Here is a 24,283-nt window from a genome sequence, read left to right on the forward strand (position 1 = left end):
CAGTCAGCGGGAATTGACGATGAACGTACCCATTCTTCAAATGCGAGGAATCACCAAGACCTTCCCCGGGGTAAAAGCCCTTCAGGACGTCACCCTGGACGTTAGCCGGGGTGAGGTTCACGCCATCTGTGGCGAGAACGGAGCAGGGAAGTCCACCCTCATGAAGGTGTTGTCCGGCGTCTACGCGCACAACACTTTCGACGGCGACATCCTCTTCGAAAATGAGCCCTGTGAGTTTTCCAGCATCACGGACAGCGAGAAGCGCGGCATCGTGATCATCCACCAGGAACTGGCCCTCAGCCCGTACCTGTCCATCGCCGAGAACATCTACCTCGGCAACGAGCTTGCCAATAAGGGCTGGGTGGACTGGCGGAAGACCAACCTGGAAGCCGCCAAGCTGCTGGCACGCGTAGGCCTCAGCGAAAACCCGATCACCCCCATCCAACACATCAGTGTTGGCAAGCAACAATTGGTGGAGATCGCCAAGGCGCTGTCCAAAGAGGTGAAACTCCTCATCCTGGATGAGCCCACAGCGGCACTGAACGATGAAGACTCGGACCACTTGCTGGACCTCATCCTGCACCTTAAGGGCCAGGGCGTGACCAGCATCATCATCAGCCACAAACTCAACGAGATCCGCAAAGTGGCCGACGCCGTCACCATCATCCGTGATGGGAAATCCATTGAGACCCTGCGTCTGGACCAAGGCCAGATCACCCAGGAACGCATCATCCGGGGCATGGTTGGACGCGACCTCGAAAGCCTCTATCCGGACCGGACCCCCAACATCGGCGAGGAAGTCCTCCGCATCGAAGACTGGACGGTCCAGCACCCGCAGGACCATTCCCGCATGGTGGTGAACAACGCCAGCCTCAATGTCCGCAAGGGCGAAGTAGTAGGCCTTGCAGGGCTCATGGGTGCCGGCAGGACCGAGCTGGCCATGAGCGTATTCGGCCGGACCTACGGGCGGGCGGTATCGGGCAAGGTCTACAAGTATGGCCAGGAAATCGACACGTCCACGGTCTCCGACGCAATCGACCACGGGATTGCGTACGCCACCGAAGACCGCAAGCACTACGGCCTGAACCTTATTGAAGACATCAAGCGGAACATCTCCATGGCAGCACTGAACAAGCTGGCCAAACGAGGGTGGGTGGACGGCAACAAGGAGACCACCGTTGCCAACCACTACCGGAAGAGCATGAACATCAAAGCTCCTTCCGTTGCTGCCATCACCGGCAAGCTCTCGGGTGGAAACCAGCAAAAGGTGGTGCTGAGCAAATGGATGTTTTCGGACCCTGACGTCCTGATCCTGGACGAACCAACCCGCGGCATCGACGTCGGCGCCAAGTTTGAGATTTACACAATCATTGCGGAGCTCGCAGCGGCGGGGAAAGCCGTCATTGTGATCTCCTCTGAGCTTCCGGAGCTCCTGGGCATCTGCGACAGGATCTACACGCTGTCCGCGGGCCACATCACCGGCGAAGTCCCCATCGCCGAAGCCACCCAGGAAACCCTCATGCACTTCATGACTCAAGAGAAGGAATAGCGAACATGTCCGCCCTACGAGAATCCCTTGGCTTCCTCACAAGCCGCCTTCGCCAGGTTGGCATCTTCGTCGCCCTGATCCTGATCGTCATCCTTTTCCAGGTACTGACCGACGGCATCCTGCTCCAGCCGCAGAACGTCACCAACCTGGTGGTCCAGAACAGCTACATCCTGATCCTCGCCATCGGCATGGTGATGGTCATCATCGCCGGACACATCGACCTCTCCGTTGGCTCCATTGCAGGCTTCATCGGCGCTGTGGCAGGCGTGATGATCGTCCATTGGGGCTGGGCATGGTGGCTGGCCATCCCCGCCTGCCTCCTCGTGGGTGCGCTGGTTGGTGCGTGGCAAGGTTACTGGATTGCCTATGTGGGCATCCCCGCATTTATCGTCACCCTCGCGGGAATGCTGATCTTCCGTGGCCTGACGCTCATTACCCTCAAGAACCAGCAGATCACCCCGTTCCCGAACGAATTGCGGGCCCTCGGTGGCGGCTTCCTGCCGGACATTTCCGGCGGCACATCCGTCCTGGAGTGGTTGACGGTCATCCTCGGTGTCGGCGGTACAGCTGCCATTTTGTTCCAGGCCATCAAGGAACGCCGGGTGCGCCGCAAGTTCAATCTGGAGAATGAACCGATGGCATGGTTTGCCGTCAAGAACGGGTTCATCGCAGTGCTGATGCTCATCATCACCTTCCTGCTGGCCAGCTACCGTGGCACCCCGATTGTCCTGATCGTCCTGGCTGTCCTGGTGATCGTGTATTCGGCACTGATGAACAACAGCATCTTCGGCCGGCACACGTACGCGATCGGCGGCAACCTCCACGCAGCTGAGCTCTCGGGCATCAAGACCAAAAAGGTCACCTTCCGTCTCTTCGTCAACATGGGTGTCCTCGCTGCCCTGGCCGGTCTGGTCTTCACGGCCCGCCTGAACTCGGCACAACCCGCAGGCGGCACCGGCTTCGAACTCGATTCCATTGCTGCTGCCTTCATCGGCGGCGCTGCAGTCCAAGGCGGCATCGGAACAGTAGCCGGCGCCATGATCGGCGGCCTGATCATGGGCGTCCTCAACAACGGCATGTCCATCCTTGGCTTGGGAACGGATTACCAGCAGCTCATCAAGGGCCTGGTGCTGCTGCTCGCCGTCGGCTTCGACATCTTCAACAAGAACCGCACCGGTTCGGGCGGAGGCTCCTCCATGGGCCGTCGCTTCAAGTGGAAGACCACGCCTCCGGCAACCGAAACGACCACCCCCGCCAAGTCTGAGCCCGTCGTCGTCGACGCGAAATAGTCGCTGATGTCCAGAGGGGGAGTGTCCCGGCCCCCGGCAACGCCCGGGGCCGGGACGGGCACAGCTGCGAGGCCTGACGAAAAGGCGAGGCCTGACGAAAAGGCGAGGCCTGACGAAAAGGCCAGGCCTCCCGTCATGGGTGACGTGGCCAAAATGGCAGGAGTCTCGCACCAAACCGTTTCCCGCGTACTGAACAACCATCCGAACGTCAGCGGCCACACCAAGGAACGCGTGGAATCAGCCATTGCGCAGCTTGGGTACCGCCGCAACACCGCCGCCCGCAGCCTGGTCACCCGGCGATCCCGGACCATCGGCGTGCTTGCCTGCGAGACAGGTCAGTTCGGACCCGCGAACACCCTCCTGGGAGTCGAACAAGCGGGGCGTGAAGCAGGCTACTTCGTTAGCATCGCGAACCTCCGGGAAGTGACCGACGACAGCGTCAACGATGCGATCGCGCACTTCCGGAACCAGTCCGTGGACGGGATCGTCATCCTGGTTCCGCACCCCGATGTCCTCGCGGTCCTGCGCGATGTTTCCTTTCCCGTGCCGATCGTGGCTGTCGGGGCGGGCACGGGCAACCAGCTGACGGGCGCATCACTGAATCAGCGGCTCGGAGCGCGCCTCGCTGTTGACCACCTGATCGGTTTGGGGCATCGGCGTATCGCCCACATCTCCGGCCCGCCGCACTGGATCGACGCCGCCGAGCGCATCAAGGGATGGCAGGAATCGCTGGCACATGCTGGTTTGGGCGCGGACATCCTGCTCCAAGGCGGCTGGGACGCGGCATCGGGATACCGCGCAGGGCTGGACCTCATCAAACAACACACCGTTACGGCCGTGTTCGTCGCGAACGACCAAATGGCAGTGGGCGTACTCCGGGCCGTCCAGGAAGCCGGCCTGCACGTGCCGGGCGACATCAGCGTGGTGGGCTATGACGACCAACCCGAAGCCGAATTCTTCATGCCACCCCTGACCACCATCAAGCAGGACTTCGAGGAACTCGGCCGCCGTTGCATGGAAGCGGTGCTGCAGCAACTGGATGGCGACGGCGGAATCGGCGATCAGATCGTCAATCCCCGCCTGGTGATCCGCGCCACCACGGCGGCCCCACTAAACTAGGAGCCATGACTTCCACGCCTGATACTGCTGCTGCCCGCGCCCGCCTCCTTGAACTCATCAAAGAACTCGCGGTGGTCCGCGGCAAGGTAATCCTCTCCAGCGGTAAGGAAGCGGACTACTACATCGACCTCCGCCGCATCACCTTGCACCACGAGGCCTCCAAGCTGGTGGGTCAGGTCATGTTGGCAATGATCGACGACGCCGGCGTGTCAGTTGAGTGCGCCGGCGGGCTCACCATGGGTGCCGACCCCGTAGGTACCGCTGTGATGCACGCCGCTGCCGACGCCGGCCGTGCCGTGGACGCCTTCGTTGTCCGCAAGGCCCAGAAGTCCTACGGCATGGGCCGCCAGGTGGAAGGCCCCTCGGTTGAAGGCCGCAACGTAGTGGTGCTCGAGGATACGTCCACCACCGGCGGGTCCGCACTGACCGCCGTCGAAGGTGTCCGTAAAGCGGGCGGCAACGTTGTGGCAGTGGCCGTGATCGTGGACCGCAACACCGGCGCCAAAGAGAAGATCGAAGCCGAAACCGGCGTGCCGTACCTCTTCGCCTTCGGCAAGGATGAACTGGGCCTCAACTAGGAACTACGGGGCTGTAAGGCAGTGCCCACGAAGCCTATGCTTGCTGCGTGGACGTTCAAGTAGGGAAGCTCACGGCGCCGCCGGAGGTGAACGAAAACCTCCCCACGCCGGCGACTCCGGAACCGGTACAGGCCGAGGATCCGGGCTCATGGGCCCGGATCCTGCCCTACGCTGCCCGGCTGAAGAAAACGTCCCGCCGCAATTTCCTCATCACCGCCGGAGCCTCGGGAGCGCTCGCCGCGGACATGCTTTTCACCCGGCGCGTACAGGCCGAGCGGCGGGCCACCAAGATCCTCCGCGTTCCGGATCCGTACTCGGACCTGTACTTCCCCAAGGCCAGCTGGATCCTCTTTCCGGGCTATAAAACCAGCTGGGAAGAGGCCCAGTGGATACTCAACTCACTGCGTCCTGCCCTTCATCAGCGCGGCCGCCTTGCCGCCGTCGGATATTCAAACCTGGGCCTGGACGTGGACGAAATAGTCCGCGAAATCATCCTGCACGTCCGTGAACTGGAACTGGAGAAGCTGTACTTTTACGGCCACAGCTTCGGCGGAATGCTCGCCACCCAGGTCGCCGCCCGCCTGCTGGAGCTGCACGGCGTCGAGACGCAATTGATCGTCTTGGATTCGAGTCCGTTCAGCCGCGCCGACGTCCTGGACCAAAGCTGGTTCGACGGCGTGGTGTTCCTTTACGAGAATGGCTTCCGAATCCCTTCGGTCCTGCGCGGCGGCTACGAGCTGGGGGAGCGGGTGGCGCATAAGGATGAGCGCACCTGGCGCCAGATTCTGGACCAAAGCCTGGAGCAACTATCGCCGATCGCCCCGTCCAGCGTCCTGATACAGACGGAGTCGGCGTACATCTACCACTTTGACGGCCTCCGGCTGGCGGGAAAAATCGGGGGCTCCAAGATGGCTTTCATAGGCAACGCCAAGGACGCCACCGTCGATTATGAGTCTGCGCGTGCGGGGTGGAGCAAAGTCTTCGGAGCCAACATGGCGATGCCCACGCTCAGCACGGAAGGCGCCCGGCCCGCCCATGCCAGCCCGCAGTGGAACGGCAGCATCTACCGGCCGCTGCTGGAACGCGTCCAGGATGAGCTCCAGCCGCTCCCACCCGAGCCCCAGGAGCCGTCATACCAAGAGCCCAACGGTAAGGTCATCCGCCCGGCCTAGGTGAACTTTTGTACAAGTGAGCTCTGTACTCGAGTACAGGGTGGATATCCCCGATCCTCCGTAGCGTCGTTCTTGACAGGAAACAAGAACGAATTTCGAGGAGCGAAGTATGAACGGCCTACAGCTCACGGGCATCAGCCGCAGCTTCGGTGACCGCAGGGTCCTCCACGATGTGGACCTCACGGTCCATCGCGGGGAGATCGTGGGATTCATCGGCGGCAACGGTGCAGGTAAGACCACCACCATGCGCGTGATCCTTGGTCTGCTGACCCCGGACCACGGCGAAGTCACCTGGGAAGCCTTGCCCATCACAGCCAAGGACCGGAGGCGCATCGGGTACATGCCCGAGGAACGAGGCCTCTACCCCCAGATGCCGGTGAGGGACCAGATCATTCACTTCGCCCTGCTGGAAGGGCACCAAGCCGGCGCCGCACGTGAGGTTGCAGACGAACTCATCGCCTCCCTCGGCCTGCAAGGCCGTGAGCAGGCTTTGGTCCAGGACCTCTCCTTGGGAAACCAGCAGCGCGTCCAGCTGGCCGTCGCCTTAGTGGGGGACCCGGCACTGTTGGTGCTGGACGAGCCATTCTCGGGGTTGGATCCCATCGCCGTCGAAACCATGTCCCGACTCATCCGGGAGCAGGCGGACCGGGGCGTCGGGGTTCTCTTTTCCTCACACCAACTTGAGCTCGTAGAGCGCCTGTGCGACAAGGTCTGCATTCTCGATCGCGGTCGTGTGACGGCGAGCGGCAGTGTCGTGGAGCTGCAGGACGACGGTAAAAGCCGCTGGCGGCTCGCCTTCTCCCGCACGGCAGATTCGTTCGCCGCTGAAGTCTCGATGGCCCGGGGCGTCAACGTGGAGTTTTCCGCCGCCGACCGCACCACGGTCCTCGTCTCGGTGGACGGCTCAGGACGGGACGTGCCCGGCGAAATCCTTGCAGCAGCGCAACGACACGGCGGGCTGAAGAGCATTGTGTCCGCACAGAGGTCATTGGCTGACCTGCTTGCCGGCAAGTTCATTTCGTCCGGTCCAGGTATCACCCCGGGGGCGGAGCGCTCCCTCGACAAAGTTGGAGTATCGCAATGAGCGCAACAACATTTGATCGCACAACCCGAAGCGCCGCTCCTTCTTCCGGGAGTGGACTACGTGAGACGCGCCTGATCATACGGCGCGAGATCCTTACCCGGCTGGGGAACCGGACCATACTCACTGCAACAGGGCTTCTGGCCCTTTTCGCCGGCGCTGTTGCCGGGATCGGCGGATGGTTCCTTGTGGACTCATTTGGCGGGACCGGGGCAATGAGCTTTGACCCCCGCGCCATCTTCGCCACCGCCATGATCAGCGCATTGCTGGCATCCCTGGTCTACTCGGCATCGAGCCTGACCTCCGGGGTGGTTGAGGAGAAGTCGTCAAGGATCGTGGAGATCCTGCTGACCAAGATCGGCATCGTCCCGCTACTGGCTGGAAAGATGATCGGCATTGGGCTGGTTACCCTCGTCCAACTGCTGGCGATCGGTGGCGCCGCTGTGGTGGGGTTCAGCGTTGTGGGGGGCTGGTCCCTCATCAACGTCGCCGTGGGACCCAGCCTGCTGTGGTTCATCCTCTGGTTCCTCTTGGGCTACGTGATATTCGCAGCTTTGAACACAACTCTCGCTTCGACGGTCTCCCGGCAAGAGGATCTGGGCACAGCGGTCATGCCGCTGTCCGTCCTGCAAATGGTGCTCTTGGTGGTCTCCCTCTACGTCCTGCCCATGAACATGGGGAACCCGTGGCTGGAAGGACTGTCCTTCGTGCCGCTGTTCTCCTCCTACCTCATGCCGATGCGCTTCGCACTGGAAGACGTATCCACGTGGGAGATGGTGCTGGCCGCCGGCATATCGGTGGCGGCGATTCCCGTGCTGTTCTGGTTGGCCACCGTAATTTACCGGAACAACGCACTGCGCACCGGCTCACGGGTTTCCCTGCAACAGTCCCTCACCTCCGACGAGATGGCCTAGCCCCAACTCGACACTTAGTCCACGGGCCCGGCTCATCGGGCTCCAGATAGGAAAAACCATGTCTGACAACAAGCGCAACCAGTCACTGGCCACCAAGAAGCTCATCCGCAACATCGCCCTTCTGCTGGTCGGCATACTGGCCGCCTATGCGGTAACCACCCTGCTGCTCTGATGGAGACCCTCATGATGACCGCCACAGCTCCGCACCCGCAGTCCACCACTCCGGCCGCACGCCACGCAGCCGGCCTGGCGACCACTGTCCTTGCAGGCCACGGCCGAGAAACAGTGGCAGACATCGCCCCGGCCGCTTTCGCCGGCCGCAACGGCACGTGGAACATGAGGCTGCGGAGCGGGGAAAAGGTCTTCGTCAAGCACATCTCAGCGCAGGCTTCCGGCCCGATGTCTTTCGGCCGGTCGGTTGCCTTCGCCGCATTTGCCGAGCAGTCCCCGGAATGTGCGCCGGCAACGCCTCAGCTCATCGGCAGCGACGCTAAGAATGGCCTCCTGGTTTTTGAACACTGCCCCGGAACCAGCCTGGCGCAGTTGCTGGTGGAGGAGTCCATGCCGGACACCTTTCCGGAGGAAGCGGGCGCATTACTCGCCCGGCTCCACTCCGGTCCTACCTTTGGGTTGGAGCGCTCGGCACCTCCAAGCCCACCCGTGGAAATGCTCGCGGTTGGCGTTCCGCACACTCGCTACCTTGAGTTCACAGTGGCGGAGATGGCCCTCTGGGCAGAACTGCAGAATGACCCGGAGCTGGTTGCCGCTGCGGACCGGCTGAGGGCATCGGAACGGAAGCACCAAGAACGCCCCATCCACGGCGACTTGCGCCTTGATCAGTTCCATCTCCACAACGGGAGCCTGTGTGTCCTTGACTGGGAGGAGTTTGGACTCGGCGATCCTGCCCGGGACCTTGGAATGCTTGCAGGTGAGTGGATGTACAGGGCGGTCCTGGACACTGTGACTACCCGCGGAGGGGCCTCCGCACCCCCAGCCAGGTTCGACGACGAAAGCGCGTCGGCACGCATCGCCGAACGGATGGCTGCCATTGTTCCGTCAATCCGCCGGATGTGGACCTCCTATGCCGATCATGCCAATTACGAAGATCCGGATCTGCCGGTTCGCGCTACTGCCCACTTGGGATGGCATCTCGTGGACAGAACCATCACCAGGGCTCCCATGGTGTCCCGGCTCCCCGGCATCGAACGGGCAGCCGCGGGCGTTGGGCGGGAGGCACTGCTTTCGCCCGGCCACTACGTCAGCGCCCTCGGTTTCGAAAGGACACCTCGATGACCGTCACACTCAACGCTCCAACACCGGCTTCATTCGGACAGGTGTTGGCGTCCCTGGAACACAGGGTTTCCGTTGACGCCCATCGGCTCACCGCCGGAATAGGCTCCACCACACTTCGTGCCACCAGCCTCACCGAGTTGCGCTCGCAGGTGGCCGGGGCGATCTACACACACCTCCATGTCGGGCACCCGGGCATCGAGACCGTGCCAGGAACCGGCCACCAGGACCTTGCTGCGGCACTTATTGATGCCATTCCGCACCGCACCGTTATCCAGTCGGCGTCGGCGTCGGCGTCGGCGGGGACAGCGCCGGTCCAGTCGGCGTCGGCGAGGACGCAGGCAGGGACGTCCGTCCAAGGCGTTCCGCACCAGGTGGTGGAGCTCTCCGGAGTGAAGGTCCTCTTCCCCGAAGAGGCCCTGGTACGCAACCCTCTGGACGAAATCGTCGGGGTACGTGTTCCCAGTTGGCGAAGCCGCGCCACCCCCGGATTCCTTCTTGCGCTCGGGGCCCACGGTTCGGTGAACCATGCGGACGCTTCAAGGCTGTACATATCCTGCGTGACGGCATCTGAGGCGCTTGAAGTGTGGCCGAAAGTTCTTGGAGCCCTTGCCGCCAGCGGCCTTAGCCACCAGGTAAAGACCCTCTCGTCATCCCTCGCCTTCCCACGCAGTGACGCGATGGTCATTTACGTGTCAGCCATCGATTCAGACGCCGCGACTTCCCTTGTTCGCACTGCCCTTACATCCTTGTCCGCGCACGACACGCCTGTCTCGGTTTTTACCCATCACGTGGGAGACCGCCTGGCACTTGCCATGGAACCAAGGGATCCTCGTCCGGCGTACCGGGGCCTCAGCTTCGGTCAGCACCGCTCAAGGGTACTGGCGGACGCACTTCTCCGTGCATCCGTGGAAAAAACCGACCTCGAACCCGCTTGGTTTGAAGAAGCGCAAACGGCCTGCATCAACCCTCACCGGCCTGGATACAACACGGGCCAGTGACGACTCCGGGCAGTGGACTACCGCCGCCCGGGCACCCAAAGACCTCCCATGAGGAACCCAGAAAAGAAAACCCTTCCCACTCAGATGGGAAGCAAACCAAACAGGAGACACCATGTCCAACGCAATCGTTAACTTCCACCAGGCCGACCTGACCGATCTTGCACGCGCCCACAGCACCTTCGCGGCTGCTGACGAGCTCGGCGGCGACGCTGCAACCGAAGCTCCCGCAACCTCGCCGCTGTGCATCGGCATCATCGTTGGCGCCACACTCGGTGCCGGCTGCTAACCCGCCCAGGGCGGCATCCCAACCAAACGGCATTACAACCACAAGCAACATTCATTAGCACCCCGGACGCACCCACCACGTGGTGCCATCAAAAGGAGACACCATCATGACGAACACCATCACTGACATCCCGCAGGCCGACCTCACCGACTTGGCCCGGGCGCACAGCACCTTTACGGCTGCTGACGAGCTCGGCGGCGACGCAGCCACCGACGCGCCGGCCACCTCGCCGTTCTGTGCAGGGGTGATCATCGGCGCAACCCTGACCATGGGCTGCTAGGCAGGCCTGAACACGGGGAAGGCGCCAGCGAGGTGGTGGAAACATCATCACGCTGGCGCCTCCTGACCCATTTCTGTCCGACCCACCCTCCTGAATGCTGAGACCTGCCATGACCACCACTGACAGCAGTCCCCGTCCGATATGGGCGGACCTCACCCTCGAAGCCTTCGGATACTCCAAGGTTGCCCTGATTCTCACAGGCTCGGCAGTCACCCAAGTAATGCCCTTCTGGATTGAATGGGCTGTTTCCGCAGCACCGGAAACAGAGTTCAAGGTGATCATGCGGGACTCCGCGCAGCGATTTATTACCCGTCACAGCATTGAGTCCCGGCTGAAGTCCCGTGTACAGGCCGATAGCTGGGGCGAAGAGCTCATTGCTGCGCACATCGATCTGGCAGAGTGGGCAGACCTCATCTTGGTCTATCCGGCAACCCTGGACTATTCATCGCGCTTGGCTCATGGCATCGCTGATTCGCCGTCGTTGCTGGCAGCAATGACTACGGAGGCCCAGGTCTGCATCGCTCCGGCCTTGCCGCCGCGAGCCTTGGCGAACCCGATTGTCGCCGAGACCCTCAGGAAACTGCGTAAGCCGGAGAATTTCCTGGTCATTGACCCCGTCCCTGGCCCCAGCGAGTCCAGCGACGTCGCCATGGCCTGGGTGCCGCCGTCGTTCCCTGCCGTGATGCGCCGGCTGGAAGAAGAACGGCTCCTACGTGCGGGGATGACCAAAGACGCGGCTACGGTATGAGCGCCGCGATGGATTCCCGGCAGAAGTCCGCCATCCGCTCGACCCGGACGGATCTGCTGTCCACGGGTGTCTACGAGGTCGGAGGGGCCTATGAATGGGTGCATAGCCTCGGAGTCGGAGCGCCGATTCCCTTCTCTTCCCTGCCGGTCAGCATCGACTCTGTCCCCGGTAGTGACCTCCTGGTATTAGGTGTCGGGGGTGATCGCCACCGTTCTTACTCGACGCCGGCCGGGTCCACGGTCTTCGACCTCATCACGGGAGGAGAGCCCGCAAACCTCAAGGCAGCAGGGCGGCTATGGGGAACTGCTTTGAGCTGTCTCCATGAAAATGCGTCCCTCATCGGCGACTTTCCTGAAAGCACGCCACGAACCGTCCAGCGCGCGGAGCCCTGGCTGGGAGGGACATGGGCGCCGGCGCGCGAAGTCCTGGGCGAAATCGGCCTGTTGGAGATCCGTCGTTGGATCAAGTCCATGCTTTCCAGCCCTGACCAAGTGGTGGTTCACGGATATCCCGGGATGGCCCACTGGGTGGTGACCCCGGATGGCGCCGCCGGCTCGCTTCTCACCGGTGAGGACCTCGGGCTTGCCCACCCCGGCTATGACATCGCCTGGGTGCTCGGAGAGATGGCGGAACTGCATGCCTTCCACCCTGCTCTCCGGCCAGCCCTTGACGAAATGCGCAACGGTTTCCTGGAAACATGCGGGGCAGCTCCCGGACCGTCCGGGATTGGCCCGGCACTGGCCTTCAGGATCGCCCAGCATGCCTACGACTGGCACCACTACGCCGGCGCAGGCGAAGCTCAGGCGAAGGCACTGCTGCGCCTCGCCGGCTCGTACTTGGACACCACCATGGAGGTGCGATGACTACCCCTTCCGTTCTCGGCACACTGGACGGCCGAGCTGTGTACGGCATGCGATCGGACATCGGGACAAGGCTGATCGCCATCCACGATCCATCCGCCCGCATCATTTCCATGAGCCTCGGGGTGCCGGCGGGAATGCGCCATGAAATGCCGGGAGAGGAAGGCATGCTGCACCTCCTCGAACACATGGTCTACCAGGACAGCGAAAACGTCACGGCATCCGAACGGCAGGTTTCCGTTCACAAGGCCGGGGGAGTCCTCGGCGGTAACACGCACATGGACTATTCCGAGTTCTACGAAACCGGTCCCAGTGGACACCTCGAACAGATCTCCCATCGCCTGGTTGAGCAGGTGTTCCGTCCCGCGCTGACTCAACACCAGATAACTGAACAAATAGGTGCCGTTGCGACAGAACGGGCTCAACGTCTGGCTCAAGCTCCGGGGAGAGTCCTGCCTTGGCCGCACCTGACTGCACGCTATTGGGCGGACCACCCCAACGGTCACGATGGCACTGGCGATAGTGACCTCGCAGCCCGGGTTACCCGTGAAAAGCTACGAGCTCTTCATCGCCGCCTTTACCGTCCCTCGGAAGCGGTTTTGACGGTGGTGACATCGGAGGATCCCTTGGAAGCGCTCCGGTTGCTGGCCGCGCCGTTCTCGGGAATTTCAGACGAGGCGCCCTTGGTTCCCGTGCTCCAAAACTCCGTCCGCAGGGGTGGGTCGACGTCCACGATCTACTCCAGCGAGGTCGAATCCACACGCGTACTCTCCGCAACAGCGGCAGCGATTGGGGATTCGGCATGTCCGGACCTCCTCGGCGACCTTGTGGCAGCTGAGCTGCTCTCCCAGCAGGATGGTCTTGACGCCAGCGTTGGCTTGTTCGGGCCAGGGGACCTGACCCGGGACGACCTGTTTGTCTTGGTCGATGACACCGGACAGGCCATTGATCCTCCCGAGAGATTCCGGGCGTTGGCTATTGCGGATGATGCAGCCATCATGCTTGCGGCCCGCCGCACAGTACTCCGGATGGAAAGGTTCACCCACGATGACCAACGGCTCGCGCGGACCGTCACACGTGACGTGCTCCTGAGGGGGGCCCCGACGTTCGCCGCTGAACTGGCGGAGTCCATCGCGGAAATATCCGACGACGCCGCGCGGCTGAGGCCCTTAGTCACCGCCGCGGCACGGCGTCTCGCCGATCAGCACTCCGTGACACTGACCGTCCAGCCTTCCGAGGAGATTCTCCAATGATCACCACTCGCCGATACTTTGGCCAGGTTGACCGGCGTTCCCGCTTCACCACCGTGTCGATGGGCTGGCGGACTGCTTCCGACGGCGTCGCGCGCCTGCGTGATGCCGTTACCCGGGCTGGGGAACAGGGCGGGCCAGCCAAGCAGCCGGTTGCCGTGACGTGGACGCCCGGTGACGGCGCCGTGGTCATGACGGCGACACTGCCGGAGGGTGCTGCACGGAGCTGGATTGAAGATGTCGTGAACACCGAGCAGTTGGGATTATTTGGTGACCCCGTGCTCGCTGTTGTGGGTACTGCCAGCGTCCTGGAAGATCTTGAAGGCCGCCTGTGGGAACGCAAGGGAGAAGTGTCTCCCTTTCCTCAGCAAGCATTCCGGAGCACCATGAAGCAGACCACGGCACAAGGATTCGAGCAGACATTCATCATCGGTCAGGACCCGGCCGCGAACGTCGGGTTCGCCGCAACTTTCCTGGCCATTTGCCTGATCGCCGGAGGACCGGGAACCCTGCTGCCCGACGCCATTCAAAAGTCCGGGTACCAAGCAATCCTTCAAGCCGGCCGGGGGCTGGAGGGCTCTACGGCAACGGTGACGTGGCAAGTCATCGCGTCCCGGCCCAACGGGTCGGCCGTATTGGAAACGGCGCTGTCAACAGTGGCTGGATTCAGTGTTGCGGAGCACTTGGAAGCTGTGGAGCAGGCCAGGGAATTTGCCCGCACGAATCTAAATCGCGCGTGGCAGTCCCCGCTTGAATTGGCCCGTTCTCTTGCACATTACGAGGTGATGGGATGGGGTGGCGAGCTCGTCCGCAGTCCGGATACCGCCGTCGACCATGTGGCCCCAGCCGCCATTGAGCAAGCCGTCGAAGGCTTGGTTCGGCCCATCAAGGAGATTTTGGGACGCAGCTAGCTTGTCCGGGTCCTCACGAACCCAGCCCTGTCCGCGAACCGGGGCTAAGGTCCACAAGCCCTCCTTCGACGGCGGCTACGAGGATCTGCACCCGATCCCTCACTCCGAGTTTCTCCATCACGTTCACGAACCGCGCCTTGATGGTGGACTCTGTCACGAAGAGCTCTTCAGCCATCTCCCGGTTGCTCATTCCACGTCCCAGCAACTGGATCACCTCCAGCTCCTTCTTGGTCAGCGCGTCCACGAGCTTCGGGTCCGGAACGACTTCGGCCGGGACGGACTCCGCCAGCCCTGTCACAACATGCCGTGTCACTTTGGAGGATAGTACGGACTCACCGGCCATCACAGTGTGGATGGCGGCAGTGATCTCCTTGGGCAGCGTGTCCTTGACCAGGTAACCTGACGCTCCAGCACGCAATAGGTCTACCACGTAGCGATCCGTCGAGAAGGTGCTCAACCCCAGGATGGCGATTTCCGGGAAGTCTGCATGGATTTGGGCCGTTGCAGCCACACCGTCCATCACCGGCATCTGCATATCCATCAGGATCACATCCGGGCGAAGCGAAGCTGCCTGGACCACCGCCACGCGCCCATCCGACGCCTCACCTACGACCTCGATGGACGGGTCCGACGAGAGGTAATCACGCAGGATCTCCCGCGCCAACAGCTCATCATCCACCAACAACACTCGCGTCATACTGATCCCCCAATGTCAGTCACGGAGCCAATCCTCCCATAAATGCGATCACGAATTGGCGGACGCCAAGCCTTCCAGCGGGATGGACACCGCGGTGGTCCAGCGCCCGTCCCTGAGGCCGACGTCCATGAATCCTCCGAACACTTCGCAGCGGGCACTCATTGCCTCAAGCCCGGTCCGGGAAGACATGATCGCCTCCGCGGTGGAGACCGTGTTCTCTGATGCCAGTTGCACGCGATCGGCCCCTACAGACAAGCGCAGATCCACTATCCCGGACGGGTCGGCGTGTTTGAGCACGTTCGTCCCCATTTCCCGTACCGTCCGGCGAAGCGCCTGGCGCAGGCTGGCCGGAATCCGGGCTACTTCGCCCTCGACGACGAGGCTCACCTGGAAGCCTGCCCGATCCAATGCTTCGACCACTCCGTCGAGGTCATGGACCAAGCCCACGGCGGTGGTGGTTTCACCGGACATCGCTGGAGCATCCAGGAAATCAGTGTCCTGCCCTTCGCGGTCCGGTATCTGCGAACCGCTTCCCGGCTCGTCCCTTTCCTCTTCCTTGAGGAGGGTCACAAGGCTGCGCAGATCCTGCAGGGTCTGCTGCGCTGCATTTCCAATGCCCTCCAGGATTTGGGATGTTTTTGCCTGGTCGTTCACGAACTCAGCGCGTCGCGCTTGCATGGCAATGATGGTCACGTCGTGGGCCACGATGTCGTGAAGCTCATGGGCCAGACGGGTCCTTTCCTCACTGCGGACTTGCGCCTGTTGCTCCTGCAAATCACGGATGTGGTGTGTGCTTTGTTCGTAGCGGTGCCGGTAAACGTTGACGCTGCGCCATGCTGCGGCCGCAAGGAAGACCACCAAGGCCAGCAGCACTGCCGGTTGGTCGGCCATCTCAGGCGTTGATATGTACAGTCCCAGCAAGACGCTGGGCACGAACAACGAAAAATTGATGGCCAGTTTCCACGGAAGAAGGAAGGAACAGAAAGCCACCACCACCATGGTGGGGAAGATCATCGCCACCAGGAGGGAAGCGTCTCCGCCCAGGATCGTGATGACCGCCAGGGAGAGGCACCAGGCAACAGCCGCTTGCATGGCACCGAGCAGTAGCGCGAGAAGCGGCAGGTACGGGACTACCAGCTCCAGCCATCCCTGAAACGACGAAAGATCGTGTTGTTGCCAGCGAATCCCCAACGCCAAAAAAAGCAAGGTTGCCAGAACGATGGCCGAGCGAAGAACCCACCCTCCGGGCAGGGGTTTGACGTCCGCGAGCCAGTTCGTCCTACTCATTCACCCAAGTATTACAGAGCCAGCGATTCAACCTCGACGGCGGTGAGGCCCGCCTCGCGCAGAAAGCTCCGCACGTCCCCGAACTCCTGCGCGAACCCGGCCAGGAAATGCCGCATCGCAGCTTCGGGGCTCTGCAGGATCATAAGGTCGGGGCTGAAATACTCCGCCGGTGTTGAGGGAACGCTCAGGCGCCAGGTTTCTGCCATGACTTCCAGTACGTCCGGCAGGTTGGCTGTGGTGGCCGCATAATCCGCCACCACCTGGTCCTCGGTCCCTCCTGCTGCCAGGAGTCCGACTGCCGACACCACACCTGTTCGGTCCTTGCCCAGCGAACAGTGAACAAGCGTGCGCTTGCCGCGGGCGACCGGTCGCAGGGCGTCACCCACCCATTCGGGCCGCAGCCGGATCCAGCCCAGATACAGATCCCCGAGGTCTTCGGCCGTTTCCACGGCCTGGAGCGACCCTGCGATGGCGTTCGGGTCCAACGGGTTATGGATGAGTTCGACGGCGGGCGGGACGACGGCGGCAGGCCCGCCACCGCCGTCGTTGTCGTCCTGAACCAGCCACGGAACCAACGAACGCTCAAGCTCGCTCCGCAGGTCCACAATTGCCTGGATGCCGTGCTCCGCCAGGAAACCCGACGTTGCAGCGGCATCCAAACCGAACGGCTGGCTTCCTCTGAGTATCCGGCCGCCGGCCAAAGGACGCAGATTGAGCACAGCCATGGGTTTCCCTTAGATCTGGCTCTTGAGGTCGGCCACCGAATTCAGGATCTGGTTGGGCCGGAACGGGAAGGACACGATTTCTTCGCGCTGCGTGATGCCGCTGAGTACCAGGACCGTGTGCAGGCCCGCTTCCATGCCGGCCACGATGTCCGTGTCCATGCGGTCGCCGATCATTGCCGTGGTCTCGGAGTGGGCGTCGATCTGGTTCATGGCGGAGCGGAACATCATGGGGTTTGGCTTGCCCACAATGTACGGCTCGCGGCCCGTGGCTTTGGTGATCATGGCCGCGATGGCACCGGTCGCGGGCATGGGGCCGTCCTTGGAGGGACCGGTGGCGTCCGGGTTGGTGGCGATGAAGCGGGCGCCCGCCAGGATGTGGCGTACGGCCATGGTGATTGCTTCGAAAGAATAAGTACGCGTCTCGCCGAGCACCACGAAGTCGGGGTCGGTGTCCGTGAGGATGAACCCGGCCTCGTGCAGCGCCGTTGTGAGTCCGGCTTCGCCGATGGTGTAGGCACGGTTGCCCGAATCAGAGGACTGGACCTGGTCCTTGAGGAACTGGGCGGTGGCCAGCGCGGACGTCCAGATGTTCTCTTCGGGGACTTCCAGGCCGGACGCGCGCAGGCGGGCAGCGAGGTCGCGGGGAGTGAAGATGGAGTTATTGGTCAGGACCAGGAAGCGCTTGGACGTGTCCACCCAGCGCTGGATCAGCTCAGCCGCGCCGGGGATCGCCTGGTTTTCGTGAACCAGTACGCCGTCCATGTCCGTGAGCCAGCATTCGATTTCGTGGCCGTTCCGGTAAACCGATGTGGATGTGGTTTCTTCTGCCATATTTGCCTCCGGCTGGGATTGTTCATGCACTGCCACCCAGTCTTTCATTATTCGGGCGCCTTATCCTCCTGTGATCCCGCTTATGTGGATAGTTCTGCCCATGCAGATAGCTGCTTTGACTTGCGTTGCGCACGTCTTGCTCGATTACGCTTGTTGCGGCGCTGGGATTGTTGGCGCTGGCGTGCCACCACCGTGGGTCGGGGGATCGACATGGTGAATTTTTATGTGCCGCCGCATTGTTAGCAGGTCCCCTCGTTCCGGATCGTCCACCAGGTGTCCCCAGAGACATCCCGGTGTCCACCGCATGTGAAAGGGCCTGTCATGAGCAACAACAACGGAGTGCCGCAGCCTCCCTACGACCCGGACGGTGTTCCGCAGCCGCGATACGACACTGGCAAGGACCAGTACAGCCAGTACCAGCCGGGGCAGACTCAGCCGATTTATCAGTCGGAAGCCCAGACTGAGGCTTTCCCGAACCAGCCGGTGCATCCCGATGGCGAGTACGCCGAAACCGTCCACCGCTACCCCCAAGCGCAGCCCTGGCAACCGGGATACCCGGGCCAGCCCGGGCTACCGGGATACCCGGGCCAGCCAGGCTACCCGGGCCAGCCGGGCGGACCCGGAGGCCCAAGCCAGAACCCGGGCGACCACAACAAGAAGTCCCTGTTCCTCATCCTGGGTGGTGTGGCCGTCGTCGTGATTATTGCGCTGGTGGTGACCTTCACGTGGCTGATTCCATCGATGACCAAGCCGACAGCCTTTGATACTCCGCTGCCATCGGTGACGTCCTCCGAAGAAGCGTCAGAGGCCGCAGCCGAGCCGTCTGCTGAACCTTCCGGCGAGGCGTCGGCATCCTCTGAGATCCCCGCTGACGCCATCCCCCTGCCGGCAGGGTGGGACGAGCTAGCCGGACCCAGCAACGTACCGGCTAATGACGATCCGCTGTTCAGCAAGTGGGTCATGGGTGAATCTTCCTTCCAATACCTGGCCGAGTGGACCCACGACGAGTCGTTTGGCATCACCAAGGACCCCACCACCGGTGTAGAGATCCAGAAGAAGGCCCAGGGAACTCTGGAGGCCGACGGTGACGGAATCGCGCTCGCCTACGCTTTCTTCGCAGAGTCTGAGGAAGGCAAGTTCGGCAAGGATCCGGCAGAGATCAAGAAGGCCATCAAGGACATCGAAACCCGCTACAAGGGGATGACCGCTACCGAACTGCCCCAGAACCTGGTGGGCCACAAGTGCACAGCCGACTTCAAGACCACCATGCCGGAAATCCGTGAGTTCCGCAGAGGTGCGGCTGTGGTCATCGGATTCACGTGCACCAACGCCCGCGGCGAAGAGATTCAGGCCGTGAACCTGTTCTCCGTGACGCCGTGGGGAACCCCGCAGATGCTCGGCGTCAGTGGCCACAAAACGTATTGGGATGCACACCCCGGGCTCTTCGAGCAATTGGGTAACTCGTACCGCATCAACAAGTGGAAGATGGGCTGACGGCGCTCAGCTCAGCGCTCAGGCGGGCAACGGGGCAGGGCTAAAGTTGAGGGGTGACTGACCTTCCCCCCAATAACGCCCTGCCCACGCCTGCCGAAACCACACCGGAAGGTGAGACGGAAGCGAAACCCGAGGTCGGCGTCGGACCTTGGGAGGGCGAGTGGCCGGTTGGCGAGCACTGGGACCCGGACCTGTTGAGGGATGGTGACCGCCGCAATGTGGTGGACCAGTATCGCTATTGGAAGCACGAGGCGATCGTGGCCGACCTTGATTCCAAGCGGCACGACTTCCACATCGCGATTGAGAACTGGCAGCACGACCTCAACATCGGGACCGTAGTGCGGACGGCCAACGCCTTTCTCGCCAAAGAGGTACACATCATTGGTCGACGGCGGTGGAATCGTCGCGGGGCCATGGTCACCGACCGCTACCAGCATGTCCGCCACCACCCCACCGTTGAGGACTTCGTCCAGTGGGCTGAAGAGGAGGGGCTGGCAGTGATCGGCATCGATATCTTCCCGGACTCCGTGCCGCTGGAGACCTACGACCTCCCCAAGAATTGCGTGCTGGTGTTCGGCCAGGAGGGCCCCGGCCTGACGCCGGAGGTGCACGATGCCGCCGTCGCAACGCTTTCCATTGAGCAGTTCGGCTCCACCCGCTCCATGAACGCAGCCTCGGCCGCGGCCATCGCCATGCACGCCTGGGTCCGCCGGCACGTGTTTCAGCAGCCCGTCTCTTAGCCCCCGCCGAGTTGGCCCCGCCCTGCCGAGTTGGCACATAACCCCCATGTTTTCGGAAAACATGGGGGTTAAGTGCCATCTCGCGGCAAGAAATATTCGCTGAATCCCTAGGCCCGGATGTTACTCATAAGTAACATCTGGCGTGAACCGTGCTCAACGATGAGCACGGCTACTACTGGAGGTTCAATGAAGCATCCTTCTCTACGACTGTCTTCCGCTTTCATCCTTGCTTTCCTGCTCGCGGCGGGCAGCGGTGGGGCTGCCACTGCGGCCCCGGAGCCCGCCGACTTCTACGCCGCCCCGGCCGCGCTTCCACCCGCGAACGGCGACGTAATCCGGACTGAGCCTTCGGTCTTCTACGTCGATCCCCTTAAGACCATCAGGGCGCAGGCCGCGGTGCAGCGGGTCATGTACCGATCCGTGAACAGTGCCGGTGTTCCCGTCGCAGTGACCGGCACCGTCCTGGTTCCGTCCACGCCCTGGATAGGCGCGGGCGCTCGTCCGCTGGTGGGGTATGCCGTGGGAACCCAAGGGCAGGGCGATCAGTGCGCGCCCTCCCGGGCCATGGCTGCGGGCGAGGAGTACGAGGGCGTCTTCATCGCCGGGTCACTGGCGCGGGGATACTCCGTTGCGGTGACGGATTATGAAGGACTGGGCACGCCGGGCAGCCACACATATATGGCTCGCGCATCGCAGGCACACGCAGTGCTCGACGTCGTCCGCGCGGCCCAGCGACTAGGTAACCCTGAGCTTGTGGCCGGGGGACCAGTGGCCCTTGCTGGATACTCCCAAGGCGGTGGCGCGTCGGCAGCTGCCGTCGAGCTTGCGGCGCAGTACGCGCCGGAGCTGAACCTCAAGGGCGCCTATGCCGGTGCGGTCCCGGCGGATCTTCCCTCAGTGGGACGTAACCTCGACGGCGGGCTGTACACCGGCTTCCTTCTCTATGCGGTGACCGGCATGAGCGCTGCCGGGAGGCTGGACCTTGGCCCATATCTTAGTGTTGCGGGCCAAGCGAAAATCGCCGCGACGGACCAGGAATGCACTGTGCAGTCCATTGCCTCCAGCGGCTTCCTGGACACTACCAAGCTCACGGTGTCCGGGGAGAAGCTGAGTTCACTGTTGGACCTGCCGCAGGTCAAGCCGGTGATCGCGGAACAGAAAATCGGCAACGGGCGTGCACCCGTGGTTCCGGTGCTGCTCTCCCACAGTGTGCTGGACGATGTCATTCCTTACGATCAGGGCCGCCAGTTGGCCAAGCGATGGTGCGCGGCGGGTTCGTCTGTGTACTTCGATACCACTGCCGGGGCTACCCACGTTGGAGGGTATGCGGCGGCGATCCCGCAGGCCTTCGTGTTCCTGGAGCGTCGCTTTGCGGACAGGAGCCCGGCGAGCAACTGCTGGCTGTACGGGTAACTCACCTCCCGCCGAACTGGCAGATAACCCCCATGTCCGGGCCCAACATGGGGGTTATCTGCCAAATCGCGGGGCGGGCGGCGGTAGCACCTGTGGATAACCCCGCGTGGAGTCTGGTGGGCAAGCCAGAATGAGGAATGCGCAGGACAAACCTTCCGGACCATCTGACCACGGGCTCGTTTTCCTTGCGCGCATCGGACAAGGCCGGCGTGACCCGCAAGCGCACTGCTGCCAAGGATTTGGTGACAGTTTCCCGCGGTGTCAGGGTGCCGGTCTTGTCCGGCGCTTCCGGGGCGGCAGCCCTGCGGGCTTACACAGACTTGGATGACGCCTCTGTGCTTGTCATGCTCAGTGCCGCCCAGCTATGGGATGTCCCGCTGCCCGGCTATGTCAGTGGCGATTGGCGGATTCACTTGGCCCGGCGGCGGGGATTCAGTTTTCCCCGGCGGGTCAACGTGGCCGGACACCTCCTCTCCTTCCTGCCGGGGGAGACCGCTGAGTACGACGGCGTCAAGCTCACCTCGCCCGCGCGGACATGGCTGGACTTGGCTTCCGTGCTGAAGCTGGAGGATCTGGTCGCCGCCGGTGACTCCCTGGTGTGCTCGCACGGTCCCGATTTCCCTGTGCCTAAGGACGCGCTGTGCAGCATCGTGGAGTTACGGGAGATCGTGGGGCGCCACCCTGGGATGCGCGGAGTGCGCACGGCACGGGCAGCATTGGAACTCATCCGGGTCGGCGCCGACTCGGCTCCGGAAACTCACATGCGGTTGGCTTTGATCGACGCGAACCTGCCTGAACCTGAACTGAACCACGTGGTCCGCAATCACCTCGGCCTGCCAGTCCTGTGGCCGGACGCCGCGTACCTCGAGCGGAAAGTCTCGCTTCAGTACGACGGCCAACACCATGGCGGCGCCGAACAACACCTCAGGGACATCGAACGCCAGGAACGCTCCCTGGCCTATGGCTGGCTTGAAGTCCGGATCTCCAAGCACGACCTCGAAGGTGAGAGACCCGCCGTCGTACATAAAGTCCGCCGGGCGCTCCAAAGCCGCGGCTGGAAGTAGCGCCGAGGTGGCATTTAGCCCCCATGTCTTGCCGCAACATGGGGGTTAAATGCCAACTCGGCGGAAGTGTTAAGAACCATCAGTGACCCGAAACACGGCGTCCCGGCGGATATCGCTAGGATGGGTGCAAGCCGTAAGCGGTCTACTCCAGGGTTACCAACCCACAGACGAATTCAGCATAGGAGTCACCATGCCCATTGCAACCCCAGAGATTTACTCCGAGATGATCGACCGCGCAAAGGCTGGCGGATTCGCTTTCCCCGCGGTCAACGTGACGTCGTCGCAGACTCTGAACGCTGCGATCCGCGGTTTCGCCGAGGCCGAATCCGACGGCATCATCCAGGTTTCCACCGGTGGCGCAGCCTACTGGTCAGGCGCGTCGGTCAAGGACATGGTTGCCGGTTCCCTCGGCTTCGCCGCGTTCGCCCGCGAAGTAGCCAAGAACTACAACGTCAACATCGCCCTCCACACGGACCACTGCCCGCAGGACAAGCTGGCGGACTTCGTCCTCCCGCTGCTGGCCGCTTCCGAGGAAGCCGTGAAGGCCGGCAAGGACCCGATCTTCAACTCGCACATGTGGGACGGCTCGCACGAAGCCCTCTCCGAGAACCTGCGCATCGGCCGCGAGCTGCTGGAACGCGCCGCGGCTGCCAAGATCATCCTCGAAGTTGAAATCGGCACTGTCGGTGGCGAAGAAGACGGCGTTGAGAACGAAATCAACGAGAAGCTCTACACCACCACTGAAGACGCCCTCGCCACCATTGAGGCCCTCGGAGCCGGCGAAAACGGCCGCTACCTCACCGCGCTGACCTTCGGCAACGTGCACGGCGTGTACAAGCCGGGCAACGTGAAGCTCCGCCCGGAATTGCTCAAGCAGATCCAGTCCGAGGTTGGCGCCAAGATCGGCAAGGAAAACCCGTTTGACCTGGTCTTCCACGGCGGTTCGGGCTCCACCGAGCAGGAAATTGCTGACGCCGTTTCCTACGGCGTCATCAAGATGAACATCGACACCGACACCCAGTACGCGTTCACCCGCCCGGTTGCCGGCCACATGTTCTCCAATTACGACGGCGTCCTGAAGGTCGACGGCGAAATGGGCAACAAGAAGACCTATGACCCCCGCGTCTGGGGCGCTTCGGCCGAAGCCGGCATGGCCGCGCGCATCGTTGAAGCCGCCCAGCAGCTCGGATCGGTTGGCAAGACCTTCTAATGTCCGACGAATTCCGGAAGAACCTGATGGGGCCGGAGCCCACGCTCCTGCCCGCCGAAACCGAGATCTACCAGCACCTGGCACTCGGCAACGAAGCGCTGGACCTGGTGGCGAAGAACCCCACGTCGTCTCTTCTGTGGGCCATCCTCGCGGAGGAAGCCTGGGCGGAGGGCCGGACCATCGAGTCCTACGCCTACGCCCGTGTCGGCTACCACCGAGGCCTGGATTCCCTGCGCCGCAACGGTTGGCGCGGCGTCGGACCCATCCCGTGGGAGCACGAGCCCAACCAGGGCTTCCTTCGGGCGCTCTACGCACTGGGTCGAGCCGCTTCTGCAATCGGCGAGGCTGAAGAGCCGGAGCGGATCGAGAAGTTCCTGAACGACTCCGATCCGAAGGCCAAAGCAGCGCTCGAAGCCCGCTAAGGCGGATCGAAGCAAAGCAACCACGACAGCGGCCCTCACCGAAAGGCGAGGGTCGCCGTCGTTAACCCAAGT

The 24,283-nt window shown here is 62.6% G+C and carries 25 protein-coding genes; 21 read left to right on the forward strand and 4 right to left on the reverse strand.

The window, feature by feature from the left end; genetic code table 11:
- The first annotated feature begins 19 nt into the window (after positions 1–19).
- The 15 genes from mmsA to AC6CH8_RS14825 all read left to right on the forward strand — a co-directional run bounded on the left by mmsA (position 20) and on the right by AC6CH8_RS14825 (position 14,328).
- Complete coding sequence (gene mmsA, locus AC6CH8_RS14755) at positions 20–1,549, forward strand: multiple monosaccharide ABC transporter ATP-binding protein (protein WP_498191309.1); 1,530 nt, start codon at positions 20–22, stop codon at positions 1,547–1,549.
- A 5-nt stretch (positions 1,550–1,554) separates the two neighbouring features.
- Positions 1,555–2,838 (forward strand): multiple monosaccharide ABC transporter permease, encoded by a 1,284-nt coding sequence (mmsB, locus tag AC6CH8_RS14760; protein WP_091465030.1) that lies wholly within the window; start codon positions 1,555–1,557, stop codon positions 2,836–2,838.
- Positions 2,839–2,973: 135 nt separating this feature from the next.
- A complete protein-coding gene (locus AC6CH8_RS14765; RefSeq protein WP_498191310.1) occupies positions 2,974–3,957 on the forward strand; it encodes a LacI family DNA-binding transcriptional regulator in 984 nt (327 codons plus the stop codon).
- A 5-nt stretch (positions 3,958–3,962) separates the two neighbouring features.
- Positions 3,963–4,535, forward strand: a complete 573-nt coding sequence (gene pyrE / locus AC6CH8_RS14770; protein ID WP_091465032.1) for an orotate phosphoribosyltransferase — start codon at positions 3,963–3,965, stop codon at positions 4,533–4,535.
- A 47-nt stretch (positions 4,536–4,582) separates the two neighbouring features.
- Positions 4,583–5,707 carry a thioesterase domain-containing protein gene (locus tag AC6CH8_RS14775; RefSeq protein ID WP_498191311.1) on the forward strand — a complete coding sequence of 375 codons (1,125 nt, stop codon included), beginning with the start codon at positions 4,583–4,585 and terminating at the stop codon, positions 5,705–5,707.
- A 109-nt stretch (positions 5,708–5,816) separates the two neighbouring features.
- Positions 5,817–6,791 carry an ABC transporter ATP-binding protein gene (locus AC6CH8_RS14780; protein WP_364307583.1) on the forward strand — a complete coding sequence of 325 codons (975 nt, stop codon included), beginning with the start codon at positions 5,817–5,819 and terminating at the stop codon, positions 6,789–6,791.
- Positions 6,788–7,702, forward strand: a complete 915-nt coding sequence (locus AC6CH8_RS14785; RefSeq protein WP_498191312.1) for an ABC transporter permease — start codon at positions 6,788–6,790, stop codon at positions 7,700–7,702. The genes AC6CH8_RS14780 and AC6CH8_RS14785 overlap by 4 nt, the downstream gene beginning before the upstream one ends.
- A gap of 183 nt (positions 7,703–7,885) precedes the next feature.
- On the forward strand, positions 7,886–8,995 hold the full coding sequence (lxmK, locus tag AC6CH8_RS14790) for a class V lanthionine synthetase subunit LxmK (RefSeq protein WP_498191313.1): 1,110 nt from the start codon (positions 7,886–7,888) through the stop codon (positions 8,993–8,995).
- The gene (locus AC6CH8_RS14795; protein ID WP_498191314.1) at positions 8,992–9,993 is read left to right on the forward strand and encodes a T3SS effector HopA1 family protein; all 1,002 of its coding nucleotides are present in this window, start codon (positions 8,992–8,994) and stop codon (positions 9,991–9,993) included. The genes lxmK and AC6CH8_RS14795 overlap by 4 nt, the downstream gene beginning before the upstream one ends.
- A 112-nt stretch (positions 9,994–10,105) precedes the next feature.
- Complete coding sequence (locus tag AC6CH8_RS14800) at positions 10,106–10,279, forward strand: hypothetical protein (protein WP_166660211.1); 174 nt, start codon at positions 10,106–10,108, stop codon at positions 10,277–10,279.
- Between the two features lie 106 nt (positions 10,280–10,385).
- Positions 10,386–10,559 carry a hypothetical protein gene (locus tag AC6CH8_RS14805; protein WP_166660212.1) on the forward strand — a complete coding sequence of 58 codons (174 nt, stop codon included), beginning with the start codon at positions 10,386–10,388 and terminating at the stop codon, positions 10,557–10,559.
- Positions 10,560–10,668: 109 nt separating this feature from the next.
- Positions 10,669–11,307: a flavoprotein gene (locus tag AC6CH8_RS14810; protein WP_420179986.1), complete on the forward strand. Its 639-nt coding sequence runs from the start codon at positions 10,669–10,671 to the stop codon at positions 11,305–11,307.
- Positions 11,304–12,170 carry a hypothetical protein gene (locus AC6CH8_RS14815; RefSeq protein WP_498191315.1) on the forward strand — a complete coding sequence of 289 codons (867 nt, stop codon included), beginning with the start codon at positions 11,304–11,306 and terminating at the stop codon, positions 12,168–12,170. The genes AC6CH8_RS14810 and AC6CH8_RS14815 overlap by 4 nt, the downstream gene beginning before the upstream one ends.
- Entirely contained in the window at positions 12,167–13,420 is a 1,254-nt protein-coding gene (locus AC6CH8_RS14820) for a M16 family metallopeptidase (protein ID WP_498191316.1), read from the forward strand. Before AC6CH8_RS14815 ends, AC6CH8_RS14820 begins: the two co-directional genes overlap by 4 nt.
- Positions 13,417–14,328, forward strand: a complete 912-nt coding sequence (locus tag AC6CH8_RS14825) for a hypothetical protein (protein WP_498191317.1) — start codon at positions 13,417–13,419, stop codon at positions 14,326–14,328. Before AC6CH8_RS14820 ends, AC6CH8_RS14825 begins: the two co-directional genes overlap by 4 nt.
- A 13-nt stretch (positions 14,329–14,341) precedes the next feature.
- Here the strand turns inward: AC6CH8_RS14825 and AC6CH8_RS14830 are convergent, their stop codons facing one another.
- Genes AC6CH8_RS14830 through AC6CH8_RS14845 form a run of 4 tightly spaced genes read right to left on the reverse strand, consistent with a single transcriptional unit; the run spans position 14,342 to position 17,868 of the window.
- Positions 14,342–15,025, reverse strand: coding sequence for a response regulator (locus AC6CH8_RS14830; protein WP_498191318.1), 684 nt, complete (start codon positions 15,023–15,025; stop codon positions 14,342–14,344).
- A 48-nt stretch (positions 15,026–15,073) separates the two neighbouring features.
- Complete coding sequence (locus AC6CH8_RS14835) at positions 15,074–16,312, reverse strand: sensor histidine kinase (protein ID WP_498191319.1); 1,239 nt, start codon at positions 16,310–16,312, stop codon at positions 15,074–15,076.
- An 11-nt stretch (positions 16,313–16,323) separates the two neighbouring features.
- The gene (locus AC6CH8_RS14840; RefSeq protein ID WP_420179992.1) at positions 16,324–17,037 is read right to left on the reverse strand and encodes a tyrosine-protein phosphatase; all 714 of its coding nucleotides are present in this window, start codon (positions 17,035–17,037) and stop codon (positions 16,324–16,326) included.
- A 9-nt stretch (positions 17,038–17,046) separates the two neighbouring features.
- Positions 17,047–17,868, reverse strand: coding sequence for an HAD-IIA family hydrolase (locus AC6CH8_RS14845; protein ID WP_035761154.1), 822 nt, complete (start codon positions 17,866–17,868; stop codon positions 17,047–17,049).
- A gap of 321 nt (positions 17,869–18,189) precedes the next feature.
- Here AC6CH8_RS14845 and AC6CH8_RS14850 point away from each other — a divergent pair, with 321 nt between their 5' ends.
- The 6 genes from AC6CH8_RS14850 (at position 18,190) to AC6CH8_RS14875 (ending at position 24,211) form a co-directional block, all read left to right on the forward strand.
- Positions 18,190–19,362 (forward strand): hypothetical protein, encoded by a 1,173-nt coding sequence (locus tag AC6CH8_RS14850; RefSeq protein ID WP_498191320.1) that lies wholly within the window; start codon positions 18,190–18,192, stop codon positions 19,360–19,362.
- A 53-nt stretch (positions 19,363–19,415) separates the two neighbouring features.
- A complete protein-coding gene (locus AC6CH8_RS14855) occupies positions 19,416–20,102 on the forward strand; it encodes a TrmH family RNA methyltransferase (protein ID WP_498191321.1) in 687 nt (228 codons plus the stop codon).
- Positions 20,103–20,288: 186 nt separating this feature from the next.
- Entirely contained in the window at positions 20,289–21,515 is a 1,227-nt protein-coding gene (locus tag AC6CH8_RS14860) for a lipase family protein (protein ID WP_498191322.1), read from the forward strand.
- Between the two features lie 137 nt (positions 21,516–21,652).
- Positions 21,653–22,579 (forward strand): endonuclease domain-containing protein, encoded by a 927-nt coding sequence (locus tag AC6CH8_RS14865; RefSeq protein ID WP_498191323.1) that lies wholly within the window; start codon positions 21,653–21,655, stop codon positions 22,577–22,579.
- A gap of 190 nt (positions 22,580–22,769) precedes the next feature.
- Positions 22,770–23,789, forward strand: coding sequence for a class II fructose-bisphosphate aldolase (gene fbaA, locus AC6CH8_RS14870; RefSeq protein WP_091465056.1), 1,020 nt, complete (start codon positions 22,770–22,772; stop codon positions 23,787–23,789).
- Positions 23,789–24,211, forward strand: a complete 423-nt coding sequence (locus AC6CH8_RS14875) for a DUF3151 domain-containing protein (RefSeq protein WP_011773312.1) — start codon at positions 23,789–23,791, stop codon at positions 24,209–24,211. The genes fbaA and AC6CH8_RS14875 overlap by 1 nt, the downstream gene beginning before the upstream one ends.
- Positions 24,212–24,283 lie beyond the last annotated feature (72 nt).

The sequence above is a fragment of the Paenarthrobacter sp. GQ52 genome, from assembly GCF_059759005.1.